Genomic DNA, 19,872 nt, shown 5'->3' with positions numbered 1-19,872 from the left:
AAATTAATGGGGAAAGTATATATTGTTGGGGCAGGGCCTGGTGATGTCGATTTAATCACAGTAAAAGGTTTACGCTGTATACAAGAAGCAGACGTAATTTTATATGACCGGTTAATTAACAATGAGCTGCTATCTTATGCAAAGCGCGGCGCACAGATGATATTCTGCGGGAAATTGCCGAACCGTCATGCGATGATTCAGGAAAATATTAATCTTTCTTTAGTTCATCATGCTTTACAAGGTAAAACGGTAACCCGATTAAAAGGCGGCGACCCATTCGTTTTTGGACGTGGTGCTGAAGAAGCGGAAGTATTAGCGGAAAATGGCATTCCTTTTGAAATCGTGCCGGGAATTACTTCAGGCATTGCTGCACCAGCCTATGCAGGGATACCGGTTACGCACCGCGATTTAGGCTCCAGTTTTGCGATTGTCACAGGACATATGCGTGAAGGAAAGGACGATTCCATCCAATGGGAGAGTTTGGCAAAAGGTATAGATACGCTAGCTATCTACATGGGGATAGGCAATTTACCATATATTTGCCGGCAACTTTTAACATTTGGACGGGATGCTTCTACACCTGTCGCATTAGTACATATGGGAACTTATGAACAACAGCAGACGATTACAGGGACATTAGGATCGATTGTTGAGATTGCTCAAGTAAACGATGTAAAAAATCCGAGCATGATTATCGTGGGTCAGGTCGTGGCATTACGTGAAAAAATAGCATGGTATGAGCAAACAGTACAACAGGATAAAAGAATAAAGGAAAAAATTGTGTAAAGCAGGTGAGTACGATGAGGGCAATTTTGTATGTAGGGCACGGTACCCGCTTGAAAAAAGGCGCAGATGAGGCAATACAGTTTCTGGAAACAACAAAATCTTATGTAGAAACTGAAATTCAGGAAACCGCCTTTTTGGAACTAGTCGAGCCTAATATTCTGGAAGGTGTTGCAAAATGTGTCAATCAAGGTGCAACACATATATCGGTTGTCCCGATTTTATTATTAACGGCTCAGCATGCCAATGAAGATATACCAGCTGAAATTAAGATTGCGAAAGAACGTTATCCGCACGTAACCTTTTCAACCGGGCGCCCATTTGGAATTCATCCAGCATTAATTGAAACAGTTTATGAAAGAATTGTTGAACAACAGGTGCCGATTAATGCTGACGCAGAAGTTTTATTAATCGGTAGAGGAAGCAGCGATATTGCCGTTGTAAGGGATATGGCGAGAATTAGTGAACAGCTAAAGGAAACTTACGGTTTCCGAGAAGTAAAATCTTGCTTTTTATATGGGGCAGGACCGTCTTTTGATCAGACATTAGTTGAACTGAAATTCAAGCAGACGAAGCAAGTTTTTATTGTACCTTATTTATTGTTTTCAGGACTTTTAAGTGTAGGAATCGAAAAAAGAATTCGGTCGCTTGACCTTGATTCATCTTCCGTAATTTTATGCAACCATTTAGGCTACAACGAAAAAGTTCGGAATGTATTGCTGGAAAGAGTGCAAGAGGTCATCTGAAAATTAGGAGGCATTTAGTCATGACGAAATCAAATGATATTAACGAAACGATTGAGAAGATTAAAGATACGGTTGCATCAGTGAAATATGGAACAGTGACGTTAGTTATTCAGGACGGTCATGTTGTACAAATTGAAAAAAACGAAAAAATCAGATTGAAATAAAACACGATTCGCGAGGTGGAAGTTTTGACGTTAAATCTGCATAATAGCCCATTTTCCGAGGCACAGACAAAGTTAATCAATGAGCTTTATCCAACGTTAACGGACTATCAAAAAGTTTGGTTAAATGGTTATTTAAGTGCAATACAAACAATAGGAGATTCCAATCAGCCGCTTGAAGTAACGGTTACAGAACAAGGGCAAACCGTTTCATTGCTGGAGGCAGTCAAACAGGAGGCAACCATTTTATACGGTTCGCAAACCGGCAATGCACAACAAGTTGCAGGTAAATTGAAAACGGCTTTAGAGTCACAGGGGGTCGAGGTCGTTTTGTCTGCAATGTCTGATTTTAAAACAAATAATCTGAAAAAACAGAAAAATATTTTCGTCATAACAAGTACACATGGCGAAGGTGATCCACCGGATAATGCAATCTCCTTCCATAGCTTCCTATATGGAAAGCGAGCACCGAAACTGGAGGATGTATCTTTTTCCGTTCTCTCGTTAGGCGATAGCTCATATGAATTTTTCTGCAAAACAGGACTTGATTTTGATGAACAACTAGAAAAATTAGGTGGTAAACGGATTGTTCCGCGTGTCGATTGTGACTTGGATTATGATGACCAAGTTTCACAGTGGATTGGGCAGGTCGTGGAAGCAATGGCGCAAAATACGCCGAGCAAACAACTGGAATATCAAAATATACCGGTTGCGGTAGCTGCTAGTGAAAAATCAGCCTATGACAAAAATAATCCTTTTTATGCGGAAGTACTGGAAAGCATCAATTTAAATGGTCGCGGGTCGAATAAGAAGACTCAGCATTTGGAGCTTTCATTGGAAGGATCCGGTTTGACATATGAACCGGGCGATAGCGTCGGAATTCTTCCTGAAAATGATGCAAATTTGGTAACTGCATTACAATTATCGCTTGGCTTTGAAGGCTCGGAAGTAGTGACGGTAAAAAATCATTCTAAATCATTGAATGAAGCACTCACTTTACATTTTGAAATTACTGTACTGACAAAGCCATTACTGCAAAAGCTGGCTGTCTTTTCAGAAAACGATAAGCTTGAGGCATTGCTGGAGGATGATTCGAAGCTAAAGGAATATGTTTATGGACGAGACTTGCTGGATGTTGTGCAAACTTTTGGGCCTTTTAACTGGAATGCCCAACAGTTTGTTGATCAGCTCCGTAAAAATCCGGTACGCCTGTATTCCATTGCAAGCAGTCAAAAGGCAAATGAAGAAGAAGTTCATTTAACAATCGGTAAAGTTTTCTATGAAGTAGATGAACGTGAACGTTTAGGCGTTGTGTCTGGGCAAGTGGCAGAGCGAATTAGAATTGGAGATAAGATTCCGGTTTATATTCATAAAAATCCGAATTTCCGTCTGCCGGAAAATGCGCAAACACCAATTATTATGATTGGTGCGGGTACTGGGATTGCTCCTTACCGTTCATTTTTGGAGGAACGTGCTGAAGCAGGCATCGAAAGCAATGCATGGCTGTTCTTCGGAGATCAGCATTTTGTTACGGATTTCTTGTATCAGACTGAGCTGCAGCGCTGGCTGAAAGATGGTACATTGACAAAATTATCTGTAGCCTTTTCACGTGATACAGAACAGAAAGTCTATGTACAGCATCGTCTGCTTGAAAATGCTGAAGAAGTATATCGATGGTTAAATGAAGGTGCGGTCATCTACGTATGTGGTGACGAGAAATATATGGCGCATGATGTGGATCAAACATTGCGCAAAATTGTTGCGGAACAGGGCGGCAAAACGGAAGAAGAAGTTACATTATTTTTTAATGAGCTAAAAAGTCAAAAACGTTATCAGCGAGACGTATATTAACCCATTTTTTTGTTATGGACCGTAAATTTTAATAGAGATAGGAGATAGGCATATGAGTCAGAAAATCGTACTTCCTCCACAGCCGGGTAAACCGAATGATGTTGAACGTATTAAAGACGAAAGTAATTATTTGCGGGGAACTTTAGAAAAAACAATGCAGTATCCAATTAGTTCAGGAATTCCGGATGATGATAACCGTCTCATGAAATTCCATGGAAGCTATTTGCAGGATGACCGGGATTTACGTACAGAACGAGAAAGACAAAAGCTGGAGCCAGCTTACCAATTTATGGCCCGTGTCCGAACTCCGGGTGGTGCCGCAACATCGGAACAATGGCTTGTAATGGATGAGATGGCGGAAAAGTACGGGAATGGGTCACTAAAGCTAACGACTCGTCAGGCATTCCAGGTACATGGCATTCTGAAATGGAATGTCAAAAAGTATATGCAGGAAATTCACGAAGTGCTGCTTGATTGTATCGCGGCATGCGGTGATGTAAACCGTAATGTAATGTGTAATGTAAATCCGAATCAATCGGCATTTCATGAAGAAGTGTATAATTGGTCCGCGAAGTTAAGTGAACATTTATTGCCTCGTACTCGTGCATACCATGAATTATGGCTGGACGGAGAAAAAGTTTATGATGGTATACAGGATACAGAAGTTGAACCGGTTTACGGCGCACTGTATTTGCCACGTAAATTTAAAATCGGTATTGCCGTTCCACCGAGCAATGATATTGATGTATTTTCACAGGATATTGGTTTTATTGCCATTGTCGAGAATGGCGAGCTACTGGGCTTTAATGTCGCGGTCGGCGGCGGGATGGGTATGACGCATGGCGATAAGGAAACATACCCGCAATTAGGCCGTTTAATTGGTTATATTCCAAAGGACCGTCTGCTAGAAACTGCGGAGAAAATCTTAACAATCCAACGTGATTACGGGAATCGGGCAGAACGTAAAAAGGCCCGCTTTAAATATACGGTAGATGCAAAAGGTTTGGATTTTATTAAACAAGAGCTGAATCATCGTTTAGGGTGGGAGCTTGAACAAGTAAGACCGTACACATTCAGTCGTACAGGAGATGAGTACGGATGGATAAAAGGAGAAAATGGAAAATGGCACTTTACGTTATTTATCCAAAATGGACGAATTAAAGATTTTGAAGATTATCAGTTAAAATCGGGCTTGCGTGAGATTGCCAAAGTGCATACAGGGGTGTTTCGTTTAACTCCAAACCAGAACCTTCTGATTGCAGATGTAACGCCACAGAAAAAAGCGGTCATTGATAGACTGTTGACGGCTTACAACATAACTGATGGTGCGCATTATTCTGCACAGCGACGCAATTCGATTGCCTGTGTCTCATTGCCGACGTGCGGCCTGGCAATGGCAGAAGCAGAACGTTATTTGCCTTCATTAATTACGAAAATTGATGAAGTACTGGCAGATAACGGGCTGCGTGATACCGAGATCGGTATTCGTATGTCAGGATGTCCGAACGGCTGTTCACGCGCAGCAATGGGCGAGATCGGCTTTATCGGAAAAGGACCCGGCAAGTACAATCTATACTTGGGCGGTGATTTTAAAGGACAGCGCTTAAACAAAATCTACAAAGAAAATATCGGTGAAGAAGAAATCTTAAATACTCTTTCGCCAATTTTTTCTGAATATGCAAAAGAGCGAATCGAAGGTGAATATTTCGGTGACTTTACAATTCGTAAAGGTTATGTAGAAGCAGTAACGGATGGCCGACAATTTCATGGACTGAGCGAAGTGCGAAGCTGACAATGTTACCGATGATGGTCAATATACGAAATAAAAAAGTAATTGTAATAGGAGGCGGAAAAATAGCGGCTAAGAGAATCGAGTCGTTATTACGCTTTCAACCGAATATTACAGTCGTAAGTCCGGTACTTGAGGAACGTTTACATGACCTTGTGAAAAGTGATGTAATCGAGCATATTGCAAGATCCTTTCATAAAAGTGATGTGAAAGGGACGTTTCTCGTCATTGCGGCTACAGATGATACAGCGGTAAATCAACGGGTTAAGGAAAGCTGTCAGACCAATCAGCTGATCAATATTGTCGATGATCCGGCCAATAGCTCGTTTCATTTTCCGGCAATGTATGAGAAAAATGAAATTACGATTGCGGTGACGACGAGCGGTATTAGCCCGATGCTTGCCAAAAATCTCCGTGACGAATTCGCAGCGATTGTTGATGGGATGGATCCGGAATATTTATTGTTTTTAAAAGAAGTCCGGCATCTGGTGAAAGAGGGTCAATTTACAAAAGAACAGAAGCGTATTCTGTTAAAGGAATGCTTGGAAGAATGTCATCATTCCAATTCTATACAACGGTCAATTTTTATGGAAAAGATTCTAGATTTATACTATCACCCCAAAAAAAATAAAAGATAAATTAGGGAGCAGTTATAATTGACTGCTTCTTTTTTATTTCTGTATTTATAGAAAAAACTGGGTAAAGCAGTAGAAATCTAATTATAGATAAAGACATATTTATTTATGTTAATATTAATGGAAGATAATAAATCTTTACTATAAAAACTTTGAATGTTTCCATAATCTATAACTTCAAACGGATATTCTGGAATGGAGGTAATTTCATGGTGATACCAATGCAAGAATTACAGATGTATCAAAATTTTAATGAACTCGCCAGTGATGTATTAGAACTAGCTAAAGAAATTATGCCTGACAAACTGATTTATTTAAGTTCATTCACCGAAAATGAGCAAGTTATTCTTCGGCTTTCAAATGCAGATTCACATATTTTATTATCTGAAGGAATGGCAATTAAGCTTAATCAAACGGCTTGTAATCAAATTGATTTTGAAAATAATCAACCGTTAATATATGAAGATATCAGTAAAGAAACGGATTTTGAAGAGCTGAAAAAAATAAGCGAAAAAATTAATATTAATTCCTATTTGGGTATCCCAATTTCCCTTACAAATGGGGAAAAGTTTGGCACATTATGTGTGGTACATCATGATGCTGCTCATTTTGATACAAAAAGCATCAGTTTGCTTCAAAAGGTAGCGAAGATGTTTTCATATTATTTAATGTTGGAAAAACTGGCCTATAAAGATTCTTTGACAGGACTTTACAATAGAGAGTTTCTTTTCGCGTTTTTCAAGGAATATTCAGAATTAGGAGGGACTTTATTCTTTCTTGATTTGGATGGGTTTAAAAAAATAAATGATCTGTATGGCCATGATGCAGGGGATCAAATTTTAAAAAGTGTATCTTCTAAAATAAAAAAATTTATAAAACATCACGAAAATGTATTTGCAGTGAGGTTGGGAGGAGATGAATTTATTATAAATTTACCTCATATTTCTTCTAAAGAAGAAACTGCCAAACAGGCTGAAATACTTCTTGAGTATCTCAATACATGGGATAACGAATATCAACTTTCCGCAAGTCTTGGCATAGTCCATTATAGGGCAGAAGATACATCTGCTCTGGAAACGATTCTAAAACATGCGGACAAAGCTCTATATCAAGCAAAATTGGCGGGTAAGAACACTTATAAATTTTTTGAAGCTTAATGAACTGCACCTCAATTGTCAGAAACATCTCAATTGGAGGTGTATTTTTTTATGACTAAATTCAGTGCAGAGGAAACGCTATCAGTTAATCGAGCTTTATGCTTTGAACTTTTCTATTGAATAATAAAATGTTGATGTAGGTTGAGGGACTGTTTGGTTGTTGCAACTCACACACATCTTTACACAACTCCAAGGAATGAAGTGCATAGTATAACAGAAACCGGCTATAAGAAAGGTGGAAGCTCTTGTATCACCCACAAATGATGTTTCAACCAGTCGCCAGTATACGGGAATTGACTGTTACTGGGAATGGTGAAATTATTGCTCAGCCTGATTATGCGCAAGTGCAAATCGAAGTTCGAACGCAAGGCGAAAATGTCAGCACGATTCAGCGGGAAAATGCGGTTATTATGACTCGTGTGATTGATTCACTAAGGGCTTTAAATATTCCCCAAGAATCCATTCAGACGACTGCTTACAATATCTTTCCAACGTATGATTTCATAGATGGAAGACAGGTGCTAAGGGGCTACGAGGTTCAAAACGCCATAACAGTAAAAATAGCGGATATTGGTCAAGTAGGTACGGTAATTGATACGGCAATTCGAAATGGAGCAAACCATGTATCCGCTATCGAGTTTAAAATAATGGATACAGATGTTTACTATCGTCAGGCACTTCAGTTTGCTCTGATCGATGCCGTGGGAAAAGCAACAGCTATGGCTAAAACGATGCGCGTCACATTACACACGGTGCCGGTGGAAATAATAGAAGAGCAAACGATCACTCCGATTCCGTACAAAGCGATGCAGTTAAGCAGCCGACAGGTAGTGACACCGATAGAACCTGGAACAATGACAGTAAGCGCATCAGTTCGTGTAAAGTTTAGTTATTAGAAAAATTATATTTCATTCTATAATACTTTAACCGTCCAGAAAAATAGCGGTTAAAGTATTTTTTATTACGGTGATTTTCATCCTAAATTCTCTTCTTTTTATATTCAAGCATGTTTTCTACCTGCCTGTACATAAAGTATCTATGATAAATAGAAATATAAAGAAGGTGCGAATTGAAAAAGAGTATTCAAATTGCAGGGGCGTTTGTCAGTTTAGTTGTCGGTGCAGGCTTTGCTTCAGGACAGGAGATTATGCAGTACTTTACAAGCTTTGGATTAATGAGTGTGTTTGGATGTATTGCAGCGACGATTATTTTTACGATGTTGGGGATGACGCTTGCTCAGATTGGTTCCGATTTACAGACGACTTCCCATAAGGAAGGAATTCAATTTATCGGCGGACGTTTTTTTGGTCCGGTACTCGACCAGCTGATTTCCTTTGTGCTGTTCGGCATTGCGGTGGTTATGCTGGCTGGGGCAGGCTCTACTTTTAATCAGATGTACAGTGTGGATGCCTCGATAGGAAGCTTGTTTATGGCAATACTTGTTGTAATTACACTGATGCTTAATGCGGAAAGTATCATTAAAATGCTGGCGGCTCTTATGCCATATTTACTCGGAATCATATTTATTCTATTAATTTATTCATTGTTTACGATGGAATATTCAGTGAGCGAGCTGAATGTAATCGCGAAAAGCCAGCCTTCTGCATCACCACATTGGTTTTCCAGCGCCGTTATATATGTTTCTTATAATATTGCGGCAGGTGCGGCAATGCTTATTGTAATGGGGGGAACGGCAACGAATAGAAAGGTTGCTAGAAGAGGCGGCGCGTTAGGAGGCATCATACTAGGGTTACTCATTTTACTAATTAATGTAGCTTTATTTGCCAAAATGGATATTGTGGCCGGAGTCGAAATGCCGACACTGGAACTTGCAAAACAAATTCATCCTACAGTTGGTATCATCATGTCCTTTGTGCTGTTAGCCATGATTTACAGTACCGCTGTAGGAACTCTTTATATACTGGCTGTCCGAATAGTAAAACAGGACCGTTTTGCATTTAAGGTCGTTATCAATCTACTTTGTATTGTTGGCTTTGCGATTAGCTTAGTCGGTTTTACAACTTTGATCAGTAAATTGTATGTCATCATGGGGTATTTAGGAATAGTTCTGATTCTTTTTATCATGATTTCAGCAATATTCAAATCGAGTGGTCGGAAGGTAACTTGAATGACGAAAAATTCTATGCTAAAGATTCATCCTTCTTTTTTCATAAAATTCTTCGTCATTCCGCCTATAACGAACTTATCAATTGTTCTCTTCCGCTTCAAGACGCGCAATCGTAGCGCGGATTGACTCAATCTCCAGACGGATTTGCTCCATTTTATCAGTTAATGTTGAAAAGGTTCTGGAAAATTGAGTATTTTGGATTTCTTCATAGCTAGCGACAATACCGTCGATTCGGATGTCATCGAATCGTGCAGCTAAAGTCCCTTTCCATGTAGCTGAAGTAAGTTCTGGCTTTGTCATCAGATGCTGATTGCTTGAGAACTCACTTTGCTTTCCGGTTAATTGACCATTGCACGTTTGTAAACGGTTCAAATCATTTTGCTTTTTATTTAACAGAGCATACCAGTACGCTAAAGACATTCTATCACCTCTCAATTAATTGGTTTAGTCTTTTGAAATATGGGTACCTATATAGAGTAAATAATTGGTTTTATAGCAAATTGTAGGAACTATAATATAATACCACTTAAATATATCACAAAGAAAATAACATAAAATGATATACTTTGCTTATTTTATTCCAAAAAAATTAGTATAAAATTCCTCTTTTGCTATATTCTTATTGACCTTATTTGCGAAGGTTCTATAGAATGAGATTGAAAATGAGGATTGTTAAATTTTGTGAATTTGATTGCGAAATTTAATAATGCCAAAAAGGAGAGAACTTCATGTCAGGAATTATTCGTGTTACCCCAGCAGAACTAGAGGCAATGTCGAATCGCTATGGGAGTGAAAGTGCTCAAGTAGAAGAACAAATTTCGCGTTTAGATAACATGATTCAGGAACTGCAGTCAATGTGGGAAGGTGAATCAAGTCGCGCATTCGCGGATCAATATGCAACTTTACGTCCATCAATTCAAGATATGCAACGACTTTTACAGGATGTTTCAGTACAACTGAAAAATACTGCACATGCTCTTGCAGATGCAGATCGTCAAATTGCAGGACAAATTCGCGGCTAAATTTCATCGGTGTTTAAGTTTTCAAAGAGCGTCATATTCGGATGAAGGCGCTCTTTTTGTTTTTGCTGACCGATTTGACCAAGTTTATCGCTATGTTGCAGAAGATGTGTTGAGGTGAAGGATATGTACATAGAAGTTTCAATTGATTTAAAACAGTATAACGGGGAGTGCTTCGATCTTCGTCTATCAAACTCCTATTCCGTCAAAGAGTTAATTGAAATCGTTTGGCAGGTAAAGTCGATTCCCTATCCACCGAAAGAAGGGTTCTGGGTACGAAATACAAATAAGCAACGAGTTTTATCCGGGAATGACCTCCTGGTGAACAGTGGCATCACAACAGGTGATCGATTAGAAATTTTGTGAGGAGTCATGGAGATGACAGATAAAAAAACATCCTATTTAGAAAAACAGTTAGAGGCGGCCCTCAAGTTTGAACAGGACAAGATTGTAATAACGTTTCAACGTGAAAAAATTAAATTAGCCAATGAACTGGAAATTACGTTATTGCAAGAAAACAATCTTTTCATTGAGAAAAACATCACGTTAACAGAAGATGAATTAATTTTTACATATAAAAAAGAACCGAACTTTATGACATTCGGTAAATTACGAACATTAGATGAAAGAAGTCGATGGATGTTTGCATCAAAGGTATTAAGGTTTATCATGCTACACCAGTCAAACCGGCTTCATCTCATTGTTTGTCCTGAAAATATTCTCATAGATGAAAGTTTGACCGCTTATTTTCTGCATTATGGAGTAAAAGAGAGTATCCCTCCTTATGAAAGAAATAAGGAACGACTTTGGGCTGAAACAAAAGCAATCATTGCCGCCGCGGTACAGCCAAAATATAAGTTTGACCAATATATTCAGTTCTCCAAGTCAATTGAATTAAGTCCGGTGGCAGTAAAAATAATGGAAGCGAAAGACGAACAAGAACTTTTGACCACCATCCAAGATCAGCTGCAGCTGCTGGAAAAAGAAGAGAAAAAATATACAAAAATTGCAAAAACAAAATGGAACTGGGTGAGGTATAGTCTGATTGGGCTTCTATTAGTGTTATTGCCGTTAGGAATCTATACCGGATACGCAGCTCTCGTAATACAGCCGCAACAAGAAGCGTATGTAGCTGTACAAGCACCGTACATCCAAGGAAATTACAGTGAAATTATCGATCAGCTTGCACAGTATGACGTTGAAAAAATGCCTAACGTGATTCAGTACGAGTTATCGCTTGCCTACATTGTTAATGAAACTTTGACGGAAGAGCAAAAGGAAAACGTCTTAAAGACCATTACACTGCAAACAGATCCGGATTATTTTAAGTACTGGATTTACATTGGCAGGGGACAGGCAGAGGAAGCGTTAACGGTGGCGCGGCAATTGGAAGATTTAGATTTGATTATGCTTGCGCTGTTGCATTATGAAGAATCGATCAAGGCTGACCGAGAATTAGACGGCGAAGAGCGCGAACAGCTGCTTGACAAAGTTCAAACAGAAATAAACGAAGTGACAAAACAGCTTGAAGAATTAAAAGAAGCGCTGGAATCTGAAGATGTGAATACAGATGACGGAAAAAATCCCGTTTCAAAGCAAGAGCAGGAAAAAGCAGAAGAAAAAAATACAGTTCCTGAAAGTACGAACGAAGCAAAAGCGGAGAAGACTGCCCAGCCGGAAAAAACTAAGGAAGCGGGAGCCGAATAACTTCAGTTAATGTTCTTCAAACCGAAAATTGTAAAAACACTTTCGAAAAAAACATTACATGATTAGGAAATCCCTAATAGAAGGTGATTTGATGAGTACACTTATATTTTTCTATGACAACTATTATCAGTCCATAGATTTAAATCAACTAAAAAAGAATTCCATTACAGTAGGGAATAATTCATCTGATACTGTAACAATTCAAAGCATTCCATTTACAGATGGCCCGCTCCAGATTACCGAGGATTCCTTTGGTTTTACGGTAAAACAGAATGGAAGCCAGCTTGGAAAAGTGAATCCTAAGCAATTTTTTGAGTGGAAAGACAGTACCGGCAAAAAAATGCTGAAAATCATTCTCTTTCTTTCAAGACCTACAAGTGAGACGTATTTTGTAGGGAATAGAACGGAAATTTCTCTTTCTACAATAGACGGTCAGGCAGACGTTGTTTGGCAATCTGAAGCTGAAATCCAGCAGCAGTCTTTTTCACTGCTGAAGGTGGGGCAACAATGGATTGCTGAACTTCCGGAAAATACTATGCTCTACATAAATGGACAAAAAAAGCAGTCAACTAAGGAAATCCAAATCGGAGACTTGATTTTTACACCATTTATTTTCTTTCGTCTAGTGGAAGAGGATGTTCTGGAAGTGACGAGCTTTGAAAAGTTTGAAACAAGATTTTCGGTTATCAGTGAACCTGAATCGGAAATGAAAAAGAAATACCCGATATACAGAAGAACGCCAAGAATGGTCTATGAACTGCCGAAAGAAAAGATTTCACTGTCATTTCCTTCACAGGAGAACGACCCGTCAAACCGTGGTTTATGGCTCATCATTTTACCGCCGCTTGTCATGCTGATTGTGATGGGGATTGTCGCGGTTATTCAACCACGCGGCATTTTTATACTGATTACGATGGTCATGTTCGTCATGACGCTCATTACATCAACCGTGCAGTATTTTAAAGACCGTGGCAATGAAAAGCGCAAGAAAGAAAGACGTATTCGTATCTATACGGCCTATTTGGAAAACAAACGGCAAGAGTTGCAACAGCTGTCCGAAAAACAGCGCTTTACAATGGAGTTTCACTTTCCTAAATTTGAGCGTATGAAATATTTGACGAATCAGATTTCCGACCGGATTTGGGAACGTTCCTTGGAAAGTAATGATTTTCTGCAATTACGTTTAGGAACAGGAATCGTTCCTTCTAGCTTTACCATTGCCTTGAACTCGAATGATATGGCCAATCGCGAAATGGACGATCTAATCGAACAATCCCAAAAACTTGAAAAAGTATACAAAGAGATTTCAGATGTCCCTGTTATAGCGAATTTGGCAAAAGGACCGATTGGACTAATCGGGAAAGAGCGAATTGTAAAAAAGGAAATTCACCAGATTATAGGCCAGCTTGCATTTTTCCACAGCTATCATGATTTGCGCTTTGTTTTTATTTTTGATGAAGCTGATTATGAGAACGTTGAATGGATGAAGTGGCTGCCGCATTTCAATATTCCTAATATGTATGCACGCGGGTTCATCTATAACGAGAAAACCCGGGATCAGCTGCTGTCAACGATTTATGAAATGATTCGCGAGCGCGATATTAAGGAGAACAAAGAAAATCTCCGTTTTACTCCGCATCTTGTTTTCATCATTACAAACCAGCAGTTAATATCTGATCATGTCATTTTGGAATATCTTGAAGGTGAACATAAAGACTTGGACATCTCAGTCATTTTTGCAGCAGATGCAAAGGAAAGTTTGTCGGACAATATTCATACTCTTGTTCGATACTTAAATGATACAGAAGGCGACATATTAATTCAGGATAAAAAAGCGGTAAATATTCCGTTTAAACTTGATTCCCACCGTCAGGATAATAATGAACATTTTGCCCGACTATTAAGGACACTGGATCATCAGACAGGGATGACAAATTCAATTCCTGAAAGTGTAACGTTCCTTGAAATGATGGATGTGAAAGAAGCCGATGAACTTCAAATTGGCGATCGCTGGATGGAAAATGAATCCTCCAAGTCCCTTGCTGTACCAATTGGCCTGAAGGGAAAAGATGATCTTATGTATCTGAATCTTCATGAGAAAGCACATGGACCTCATGGACTATTAGCCGGTACAACAGGGTCAGGGAAAAGTGAATTTCTGCAGACCTATATTTTATCATTGTCTGTTCATTTTCATCCCCATGAAGTTGCATTCCTGCTGATTGACTATAAAGGCGGAGGGATGGCGCAGCCGTTTAGAACATTACCGCATCTTCTAGGGACAATCACCAATATTGAAGGTAGCGTGAACTTTACGAATCGGGCACTTGCCTCGATCCGCAGTGAACTGAAGCGTCGTCAACGTCTTTTTGACCGCTATAACGTGACCCATATTAATGACTATACAGGATTAGTAAAGCTACAACTTGCTGAAGAACCTCTGCCGCATCTGTTTTTGATTTCGGATGAGTTTGCGGAGCTGAAAAATGAAGAACCTGATTTCATTCGTGAATTGGTGAGCGCGGCTCGTATCGGACGTAGCCTGGGAGTACATCTGATTTTGGCAACACAAAAGCCAGGCGGGGTCATAGATGATCAAATATGGAGTAATGCCCGCTTCAAAGTGGCATTAAAGGTTCAGGATGCAAACGACAGTAAGGAAATTCTTAAAAACGCCGATGCCGCATCCATCACTGTTACCGGCAGGGGCTACTTGCAAGTTGGCAACAATGAAGTTTACGACTTATTCCAATCAGCATGGAGTGGTGCTCCATATCAATCCGAGCACATTGGCGGGGAAGATGAAGTTGCAATTGTAACAGATTTAGGGTTGATCCCATTATCAAATATAGCCGCAAAAGAAAGTAAACAAAAAGGGCTTTCCGAAATCGAAGCAATCGTAGACAAAATTAAAGAAACCCAGGAAATGTACAACATCGAAAAGCTGAAAAGTCCTTGGCTGCCTCCACTTGCAGAACGATTGCACAAAAACGGCATTACATCAGAAATTCAGGAACATATTGCAATGGCCTTCGTCGATGAACCGGAAAAACAAAGTCAATCGCCATATTATTATCGCGTGATGGAAGACGGGAACTTAGGTATTTTTGGTTCAACTGGTTACGGCAAATCAACTACCGTGCTGACATTATTATTAAATATTGCGGAAAATTACAGTCCTGAGGAAGTCCATTATTACTTGATGGATTTTGGGAACGGTTCATTGCTGCCATTAAAACAACTTCCGCATACAGCTGATTTCTTCTTAATGGAAGAAGGGCGCAAAATGGATAAATTTATGCGAATGGTTCGAGATGAAATTGCAAGAAGAAAACAGCTGCTTCAGCAACTGGAAGTAGGCAATATCAAGCTTTATAACCGCATTGCAGATAATAAGCTGCCACTTATCTTTGTTGTTGTAGAAAATTTTGATTTCATTAAAGATGAAATGCCGGATATGGAAACATACTTCAACCAATTTGTCCGGGATGGACAGTCTTTAGGCATTTATATGATTTTCACGGCGACCCGTATTTCTTCGATTCGTCAAGCGGTCATGAACAACCTCAAGACGAAAATTGTCCATTATTTAATGGATCATAGTGAAGCCTATACAATCCTCGGGAAAACCGCTTTAGTACCTGAAGCAATACCGGGTCGGGCAATTATTAAAAAAGACGAAGCAAACTTCTCGCAACTTCTGTTGCCGGCAAACGGGGATAATGATTTCGAAGTAATTGAAGGTATTAAAGAAACTGTAAAGATATTAAAAGAAAAGTATAAGGATCATATTGGACCATCACCGATTCCAATGCTTCCAACTAATTTAACCGTGAAACAATTAGCTGAATACAGCGGATTAATGGGTCAGCAGCATTTATATCCGATAGGTCTGGATGAAGAATTTGTTCGACCTGTCGTAGTGAATTTCCTGACGAACAAGCACCTTCTGATTATGGGACAAGCCCAAAAAGGAAAAACAAATGTGCTTAAAGTATTGTTGACGAATGCAGTAGAGAACAACGTCCTGCATATCGGCGTTTTTGATTCGTTTGACAGAAGTCTGGCTATGTTTACCGACAATGAATCGATTTCGTATTTGGAATCTAAAGATGATGTGGAAGAATGGATAACGCAAATAGAAGGGCAGCTTTCAATACGTGAGATGACTTATGCCAATTCGGCGATAGCTGAGCGCAAAACTTTGCAGTTTACACCAATTTTGCTGGTTGTCGATGATTATGCCCGTTTCAATTCGGGCATTGATGCAAAATTGCAGGAACGGATTACAAAGTTGATGAAAAATGCTGGCTATTTAGGGTTCAACTTCATCGCATCAGGAAATTCTACAAATTTAACGAAGGGATACGATGTGTTAACTACGGAAGTGAAGCAAATTCGCCAGGCAGTTCTATTAATGAAAAAATCTGATCAAACATTGTACACGCTTCCTTATGACCGTAAAGAAGAAGAGATACAAGCAGGGTTTGGCTATTATGTCCTAAACAATAAAGAAACGAAAATCCAAATACCACTTTTTGATAGTGAAAGGAAGATCTATTCATGACGGCTCAAAAAAAGCTCATGTTAAAAATCATAATCGTCATGATTTTGATAGTAGGAGCACCTGTCCTTTATTTTATGGCAATCGGAGAAAATCCGTTTTTCGATTCATCGAATGGAACGAAAAAAGTCGCGGTTGTCAATGAAGATACAGGTTCAAAAAAAGAAGAAAGTTCACTGGAATTCGGAAAAGAAGTGCAGCCGATTCTATCGACGGATTCCGAATATGAATGGTCTGTTGTCAGCAGAAGCGCAGCCGAAAAAGGGCTGACAGATCGAGAGTACGATGCGGTCGTATATATCCCTTCGAATTTCTCGGAAAACATCATGACATATGAAGAGCAACAGCCGGTAAAAGCGGAGTTTAAGTATACTGTTTCCGGTCAGCTGAACGCGGCAAACCGTGAAAAAGTATTGCGAGAAATTGACAATGCAACTGCAAGAGTTAACGGGAAAGTCGCAACATTATACTGGAGTTATGTATCTCAGGATTTGGAGAAAGTACGAAATGAATTTGATACGATTCTTCAAAAAGAGATGGAGTTTTTAAATACGATTTCCAACTTTTATCGGCCGAATTTAGCAAGCGTGGTTGGTGATATTGAAAGTCAAAAGAGCCTGCTCGATAATTTGGCTGCCACTGTTAAAGACACTCCGATTGAGGGAAATATCGAAAACGCAGGTGAATTTGAAGGGCTGCTGGCACAATTTATTACCTATGTGGATACATATCGAGAGTATCACAGTACACAGCCGCAGCTTTTACAACCGTTGCAAAATGCAAATACGGCCTCAATCATCGCGCTGAAAAGTGAGCATGACCCCCGCTATGTGGAAGTGAAATCGTATTTAATGGAGCATAATGAAAAGTTCAATTCCGATGTACAAAAATTGGAGAATCAGCTGGCCAAAAATAAAGATAATGTTAAAAATTTATCGGATGAAGTAGTCGTTCAGCGTAATGAGATTATCAGCCTACTGAAGCAAGTAGAAGGGGAGCTATTAGTGCAATACGAAAATCAAGTGATTGGTCTAAAGAATCAGCTTGATGCTAGTACCCCTTCAGCAGATCCGACAATACAAGCGAAAAATGGTAGCGGCAAAGTTACAGACAATACAAATAACTTTATCGCTTCATCAAAAATTACAGCGCTTGATTCGGAACGCGAAAAACTGCTCGGCTTAGTCCAGAACATGAATTCACTGAAACAGGAAGTGGGTGCTACAGCGGTAAATTCGGGCGAAACGACACCGGAATCCGCAGTTAATGCAAGTGCTACTGCAGCAGTAAACGAAAAGCTTACACAAATTTCATCACAGATGACAACAATTGAAGCAAATATCCAGCATATACAACAGCAGGAAAAACAATTGCAGGAACAATTTGTACAATCTCAAAGTGAATTGGTTAAAGAGACAGTAGTTGAAAAAAAACCAACCTTTGAAAATGCAACAGCCGTAATCGAAGAAATCGAGCGTAAAGAAGCGGAAATTATGGCGCTGCCTATGATGAATAACGGTAAAATAGAGCGTCTGAAAAATGTTTTCTCGAAATCTATCGGAAGTAACAATACGACTAAGCTGATGGAATATTACGGTGCACTGGCCCAGTATGAAGCGGTCGTGCAAACGAACTTAAGCGAAGAATCCAACTTCAAGGAGATTTCATCGCATGTCAATACGATTTTAGGCATCAATGATCGGGGAACGACAATTTTAGATGAATTGCAAATGGACGTTCCCGCTTCACAAAACCAATTAGCAACTTTGGAAAAAGGAGTTAATTCTTTCTTCCTGACGTATATGGAAAAAGTCGATGCAGACTATGAAGCGATTTCTGCACAGCTGGATGCAATTGAGACAAGTGCGGACAGTATGCAGCAAAGCCTTGATGCCTTTATTGCCGGATCTGAAGAAGTTGCCACGCCGCCAGCTGACGGCAGCAGCCTTGTCACGAATCAGCAAAGCATCAGTCAAAACTTAATGGCGATGAGTAATGCAATGAACAGTATTATGGCAAACCAGGACAACATTATCTCGGTTACAAATGACTTGGAATCAAAAGCGAAGAACGTCAACGCAGATACAGAGGAATTGAATTACAAGTGGAATGAAAATGTGGTGACGACAGAAAAGTACCGGAACGCGATCCATGATGTACTTAACAATGCATTTATCGATGGACAAAGGAACGGTCATATCTACAATCATTTATCAACACCGCTTGCGGCGAAAAGCTTGAATTCTTCCGTGCAGGAAAATAAAATACCGCCCGTAATTGTACTCGTAATTGTTCTGGTCAGCGGACTATTAATCGGCTACTTCTGCTACTATTTAAAAAATAATAAACGAAGTGTGCGCATTGCATTGTTTGCTTTGCTTAATCTGATTGTCGGACTAATTATCAGTATGTACGGAATGGATATTTATTCGTTAAATGAAACGAGCTCGATTGAGTGGACGATATTCACAATTTTATTATTAACAGCAGTTTCCACAATTATTTTTGCCGGCTTTTCAGTGGGCCCGCTAATTGGGTGGTTTGTAACCGTTGCAGTAATTGTATTCTTTGTCACACCAATGCTAACACTTCTGGCTTCCAATATTGATTATGAGGATCCGATGTCGAAGGTGTACTTATCGATTCAATATGGTCCGGAGTCACTGATTATTTCTGCAAGTATTGTGCTTGCACTTCTCATTGGGGTTTTTGCACTTGTACCACTCATTGTAAGCAAAATTAAAAATCGTAAAATCGAACAAGATGAGGAAACGATTTATGAAATGTAGGAAATTAGCAGTTGTTTTTGGATTTAGTATATTAATGGGAGTCGGATTCGAAATTGAATCCGGCTTTCCGTTAAATTTAGAGACAAAGCAAGTGTCTGCAGCTACTGAATTGAATAACCTCAATCCCAATGAATTTAAAGAAAAAGAATTTAAAGACAACAAAGAGTACCTTCATAATGAATCCCTGCTGGACAACCGGAAAAATATCCGTGAGGAGCAAAAACAGTTGGATTTCAAGCCAAAAGTATCAGAACGAAACGAGAAAATAAAGGAAGAGCTTTTTGTAAGTGATTTTAAAGAACGGAAAACGATTGCTTACGATTCGATGAAATATGGTCTGTTTTCAAATGAAAGAGAAATAGTGAAAACCAAAATAACCGAATCGATTCCTGATGACGACAGCAAAAGCAATGGGCTGCAGTTTTTCTATATTGGTCTCTTGATAGCTTGTATATTCGTTGTCTTGTTATGGCTAGTCCCGAAAATGGTACAGGGTGATAAAAGCTAACACATAAGAAGCAAACAAACGGAAAGGAGAGAAGG

General features: G+C 39.4%; 16 protein-coding genes. 15 read left to right on the top strand and 1 reads right to left on the bottom strand.

Annotated elements, in window-relative coordinates; all coding sequences use genetic code 11:
- The first annotated feature begins 6 nt into the window (after window positions 1-6).
- The 9 genes from cobA (at window position 7) to MHH44_RS14520 (ending at window position 9,250) form a co-directional block, all read left to right on the top strand.
- Entirely contained in the window at window positions 7-786 is a 780-nt protein-coding gene (gene cobA / locus MHH44_RS14560) for a uroporphyrinogen-III C-methyltransferase (protein WP_340798921.1), read from the top strand.
- Between the two features lie 14 nt (window positions 787-800).
- Window positions 801-1,529, top strand: coding sequence for a sirohydrochlorin chelatase (locus MHH44_RS14555; RefSeq protein ID WP_340798920.1), 729 nt, complete (start codon window positions 801-803; stop codon window positions 1,527-1,529).
- Between the two features lie 20 nt (window positions 1,530-1,549).
- A complete protein-coding gene (locus MHH44_RS14550) occupies window positions 1,550-1,693 on the top strand; it encodes a YezD family protein (RefSeq protein WP_014823193.1) in 144 nt (47 codons plus the stop codon).
- Between the two features lie 24 nt (window positions 1,694-1,717).
- A complete protein-coding gene (locus MHH44_RS14545) occupies window positions 1,718-3,541 on the top strand; it encodes an assimilatory sulfite reductase (NADPH) flavoprotein subunit (protein ID WP_340798919.1) in 1,824 nt (607 codons plus the stop codon).
- 52 nt (window positions 3,542-3,593) lie between these two features.
- Window positions 3,594-5,333 (top strand): assimilatory sulfite reductase (NADPH) hemoprotein subunit, encoded by a 1,740-nt coding sequence (gene cysI / locus MHH44_RS14540; RefSeq protein WP_340798918.1) that lies wholly within the window; start codon window positions 3,594-3,596, stop codon window positions 5,331-5,333.
- Between the two features lie 2 nt (window positions 5,334-5,335).
- Window positions 5,336-5,968, top strand: a complete 633-nt coding sequence (locus MHH44_RS14535; RefSeq protein ID WP_340798917.1) for a precorrin-2 dehydrogenase/sirohydrochlorin ferrochelatase family protein — start codon at window positions 5,336-5,338, stop codon at window positions 5,966-5,968.
- Between the two features lie 206 nt (window positions 5,969-6,174).
- Window positions 6,175-7,122, top strand: a complete 948-nt coding sequence (locus tag MHH44_RS14530; RefSeq protein ID WP_340798916.1) for a sensor domain-containing diguanylate cyclase — start codon at window positions 6,175-6,177, stop codon at window positions 7,120-7,122.
- 245 nt (window positions 7,123-7,367) lie between these two features.
- Window positions 7,368-8,018, top strand: coding sequence for an SIMPL domain-containing protein (locus tag MHH44_RS14525; RefSeq protein ID WP_008405078.1), 651 nt, complete (start codon window positions 7,368-7,370; stop codon window positions 8,016-8,018).
- A 173-nt stretch (window positions 8,019-8,191) separates the two neighbouring features.
- Window positions 8,192-9,250 (top strand): YkvI family membrane protein, encoded by a 1,059-nt coding sequence (locus tag MHH44_RS14520; RefSeq protein WP_008405079.1) that lies wholly within the window; start codon window positions 8,192-8,194, stop codon window positions 9,248-9,250.
- A gap of 78 nt (window positions 9,251-9,328) precedes the next feature.
- On the opposite strand, the gene MHH44_RS14515 is transcribed toward MHH44_RS14520, so the two are convergent.
- Window positions 9,329-9,670: a YwqH-like family protein gene (locus MHH44_RS14515; RefSeq protein ID WP_014823200.1), complete on the bottom strand. Its 342-nt coding sequence runs from the start codon at window positions 9,668-9,670 to the stop codon at window positions 9,329-9,331.
- Window positions 9,671-9,978: 308 nt separating this feature from the next.
- Between MHH44_RS14515 and MHH44_RS14510 the strand changes: the two genes are divergently transcribed.
- The 6 genes from MHH44_RS14510 to essA all read left to right on the top strand — a co-directional run bounded on the left by MHH44_RS14510 (window position 9,979) and on the right by essA (window position 19,837).
- The gene (locus MHH44_RS14510; RefSeq protein ID WP_008405083.1) at window positions 9,979-10,272 is read left to right on the top strand and encodes a WXG100 family type VII secretion target; all 294 of its coding nucleotides are present in this window, start codon (window positions 9,979-9,981) and stop codon (window positions 10,270-10,272) included.
- Window positions 10,273-10,395: 123 nt separating this feature from the next.
- Window positions 10,396-10,635, top strand: a complete 240-nt coding sequence (locus tag MHH44_RS14505; RefSeq protein ID WP_008405084.1) for an EsaB/YukD family protein — start codon at window positions 10,396-10,398, stop codon at window positions 10,633-10,635.
- A gap of 12 nt (window positions 10,636-10,647) precedes the next feature.
- A complete protein-coding gene (essB, locus tag MHH44_RS14500) occupies window positions 10,648-11,976 on the top strand; it encodes a type VII secretion protein EssB (protein ID WP_340798914.1) in 1,329 nt (442 codons plus the stop codon).
- Window positions 11,977-12,067: 91 nt separating this feature from the next.
- Window positions 12,068-16,543 carry a type VII secretion protein EssC gene (gene essC / locus MHH44_RS14495; RefSeq protein ID WP_340798913.1) on the top strand — a complete coding sequence of 1,492 codons (4,476 nt, stop codon included), beginning with the start codon at window positions 12,068-12,070 and terminating at the stop codon, window positions 16,541-16,543.
- Window positions 16,540-19,329: a type VII secretion protein EsaA gene (esaA, locus tag MHH44_RS14490; RefSeq protein WP_340798912.1), complete on the top strand. Its 2,790-nt coding sequence runs from the start codon at window positions 16,540-16,542 to the stop codon at window positions 19,327-19,329. Before essC ends, esaA begins: the two co-directional genes overlap by 4 nt.
- Complete coding sequence (essA, locus tag MHH44_RS14485) at window positions 19,319-19,837, top strand: type VII secretion protein EssA (RefSeq protein ID WP_340798911.1); 519 nt, start codon at window positions 19,319-19,321, stop codon at window positions 19,835-19,837. Before esaA ends, essA begins: the two co-directional genes overlap by 11 nt.
- Window positions 19,838-19,872 lie beyond the last annotated feature (35 nt).

Origin of the sequence: Solibacillus sp. FSL K6-1126, from assembly GCF_038003445.1 — a bacterium.
Lineage (GTDB): Bacteria > Bacillota > Bacilli > Bacillales_A > Planococcaceae > Solibacillus > Solibacillus silvestris.
This window is presented reverse-complemented; position numbering and strand designations above follow the sequence as displayed.

Excerpts from the sequence above, each read along its gene's own strand:
- MHH44_RS14530 (WP_340798916.1), top strand. The coding sequence starts at position 6,175 with ATGGTGATACCAATGCAAGAATTACAGATGTATCAAAATTTTAATGAA.
- essA (WP_340798911.1), top strand. The coding sequence starts at position 19,319 with ATGAAATGTAGGAAATTAGCAGTTGTTTTTGGATTTAGTATATTAATG.
- MHH44_RS14510 (WP_008405083.1), top strand. The coding sequence starts at position 9,979 with ATGTCAGGAATTATTCGTGTTACCCCAGCAGAACTAGAGGCAATGTCG.
- MHH44_RS14555 (WP_340798920.1), top strand. The coding sequence starts at position 801 with ATGAGGGCAATTTTGTATGTAGGGCACGGTACCCGCTTGAAAAAAGGC.
- esaA (WP_340798912.1), top strand. The coding sequence starts at position 16,540 with ATGACGGCTCAAAAAAAGCTCATGTTAAAAATCATAATCGTCATGATT.
- MHH44_RS14550 (WP_014823193.1), top strand. The coding sequence starts at position 1,550 with ATGACGAAATCAAATGATATTAACGAAACGATTGAGAAGATTAAAGAT.
- MHH44_RS14515 (WP_014823200.1), bottom strand. The coding sequence starts at position 9,670 with ATGTCTTTAGCGTACTGGTATGCTCTGTTAAATAAAAAGCAAAATGAT.
- essC (WP_340798913.1), top strand. The coding sequence starts at position 12,068 with ATGAGTACACTTATATTTTTCTATGACAACTATTATCAGTCCATAGAT.
- cysI (WP_340798918.1), top strand. The coding sequence starts at position 3,594 with ATGAGTCAGAAAATCGTACTTCCTCCACAGCCGGGTAAACCGAATGAT.
- MHH44_RS14535 (WP_340798917.1), top strand. The coding sequence starts at position 5,336 with ATGTTACCGATGATGGTCAATATACGAAATAAAAAAGTAATTGTAATA.
- cobA (WP_340798921.1), top strand. The coding sequence starts at position 7 with ATGGGGAAAGTATATATTGTTGGGGCAGGGCCTGGTGATGTCGATTTA.
- essB (WP_340798914.1), top strand. The coding sequence starts at position 10,648 with ATGACAGATAAAAAAACATCCTATTTAGAAAAACAGTTAGAGGCGGCC.
- MHH44_RS14505 (WP_008405084.1), top strand. The coding sequence starts at position 10,396 with ATGTACATAGAAGTTTCAATTGATTTAAAACAGTATAACGGGGAGTGC.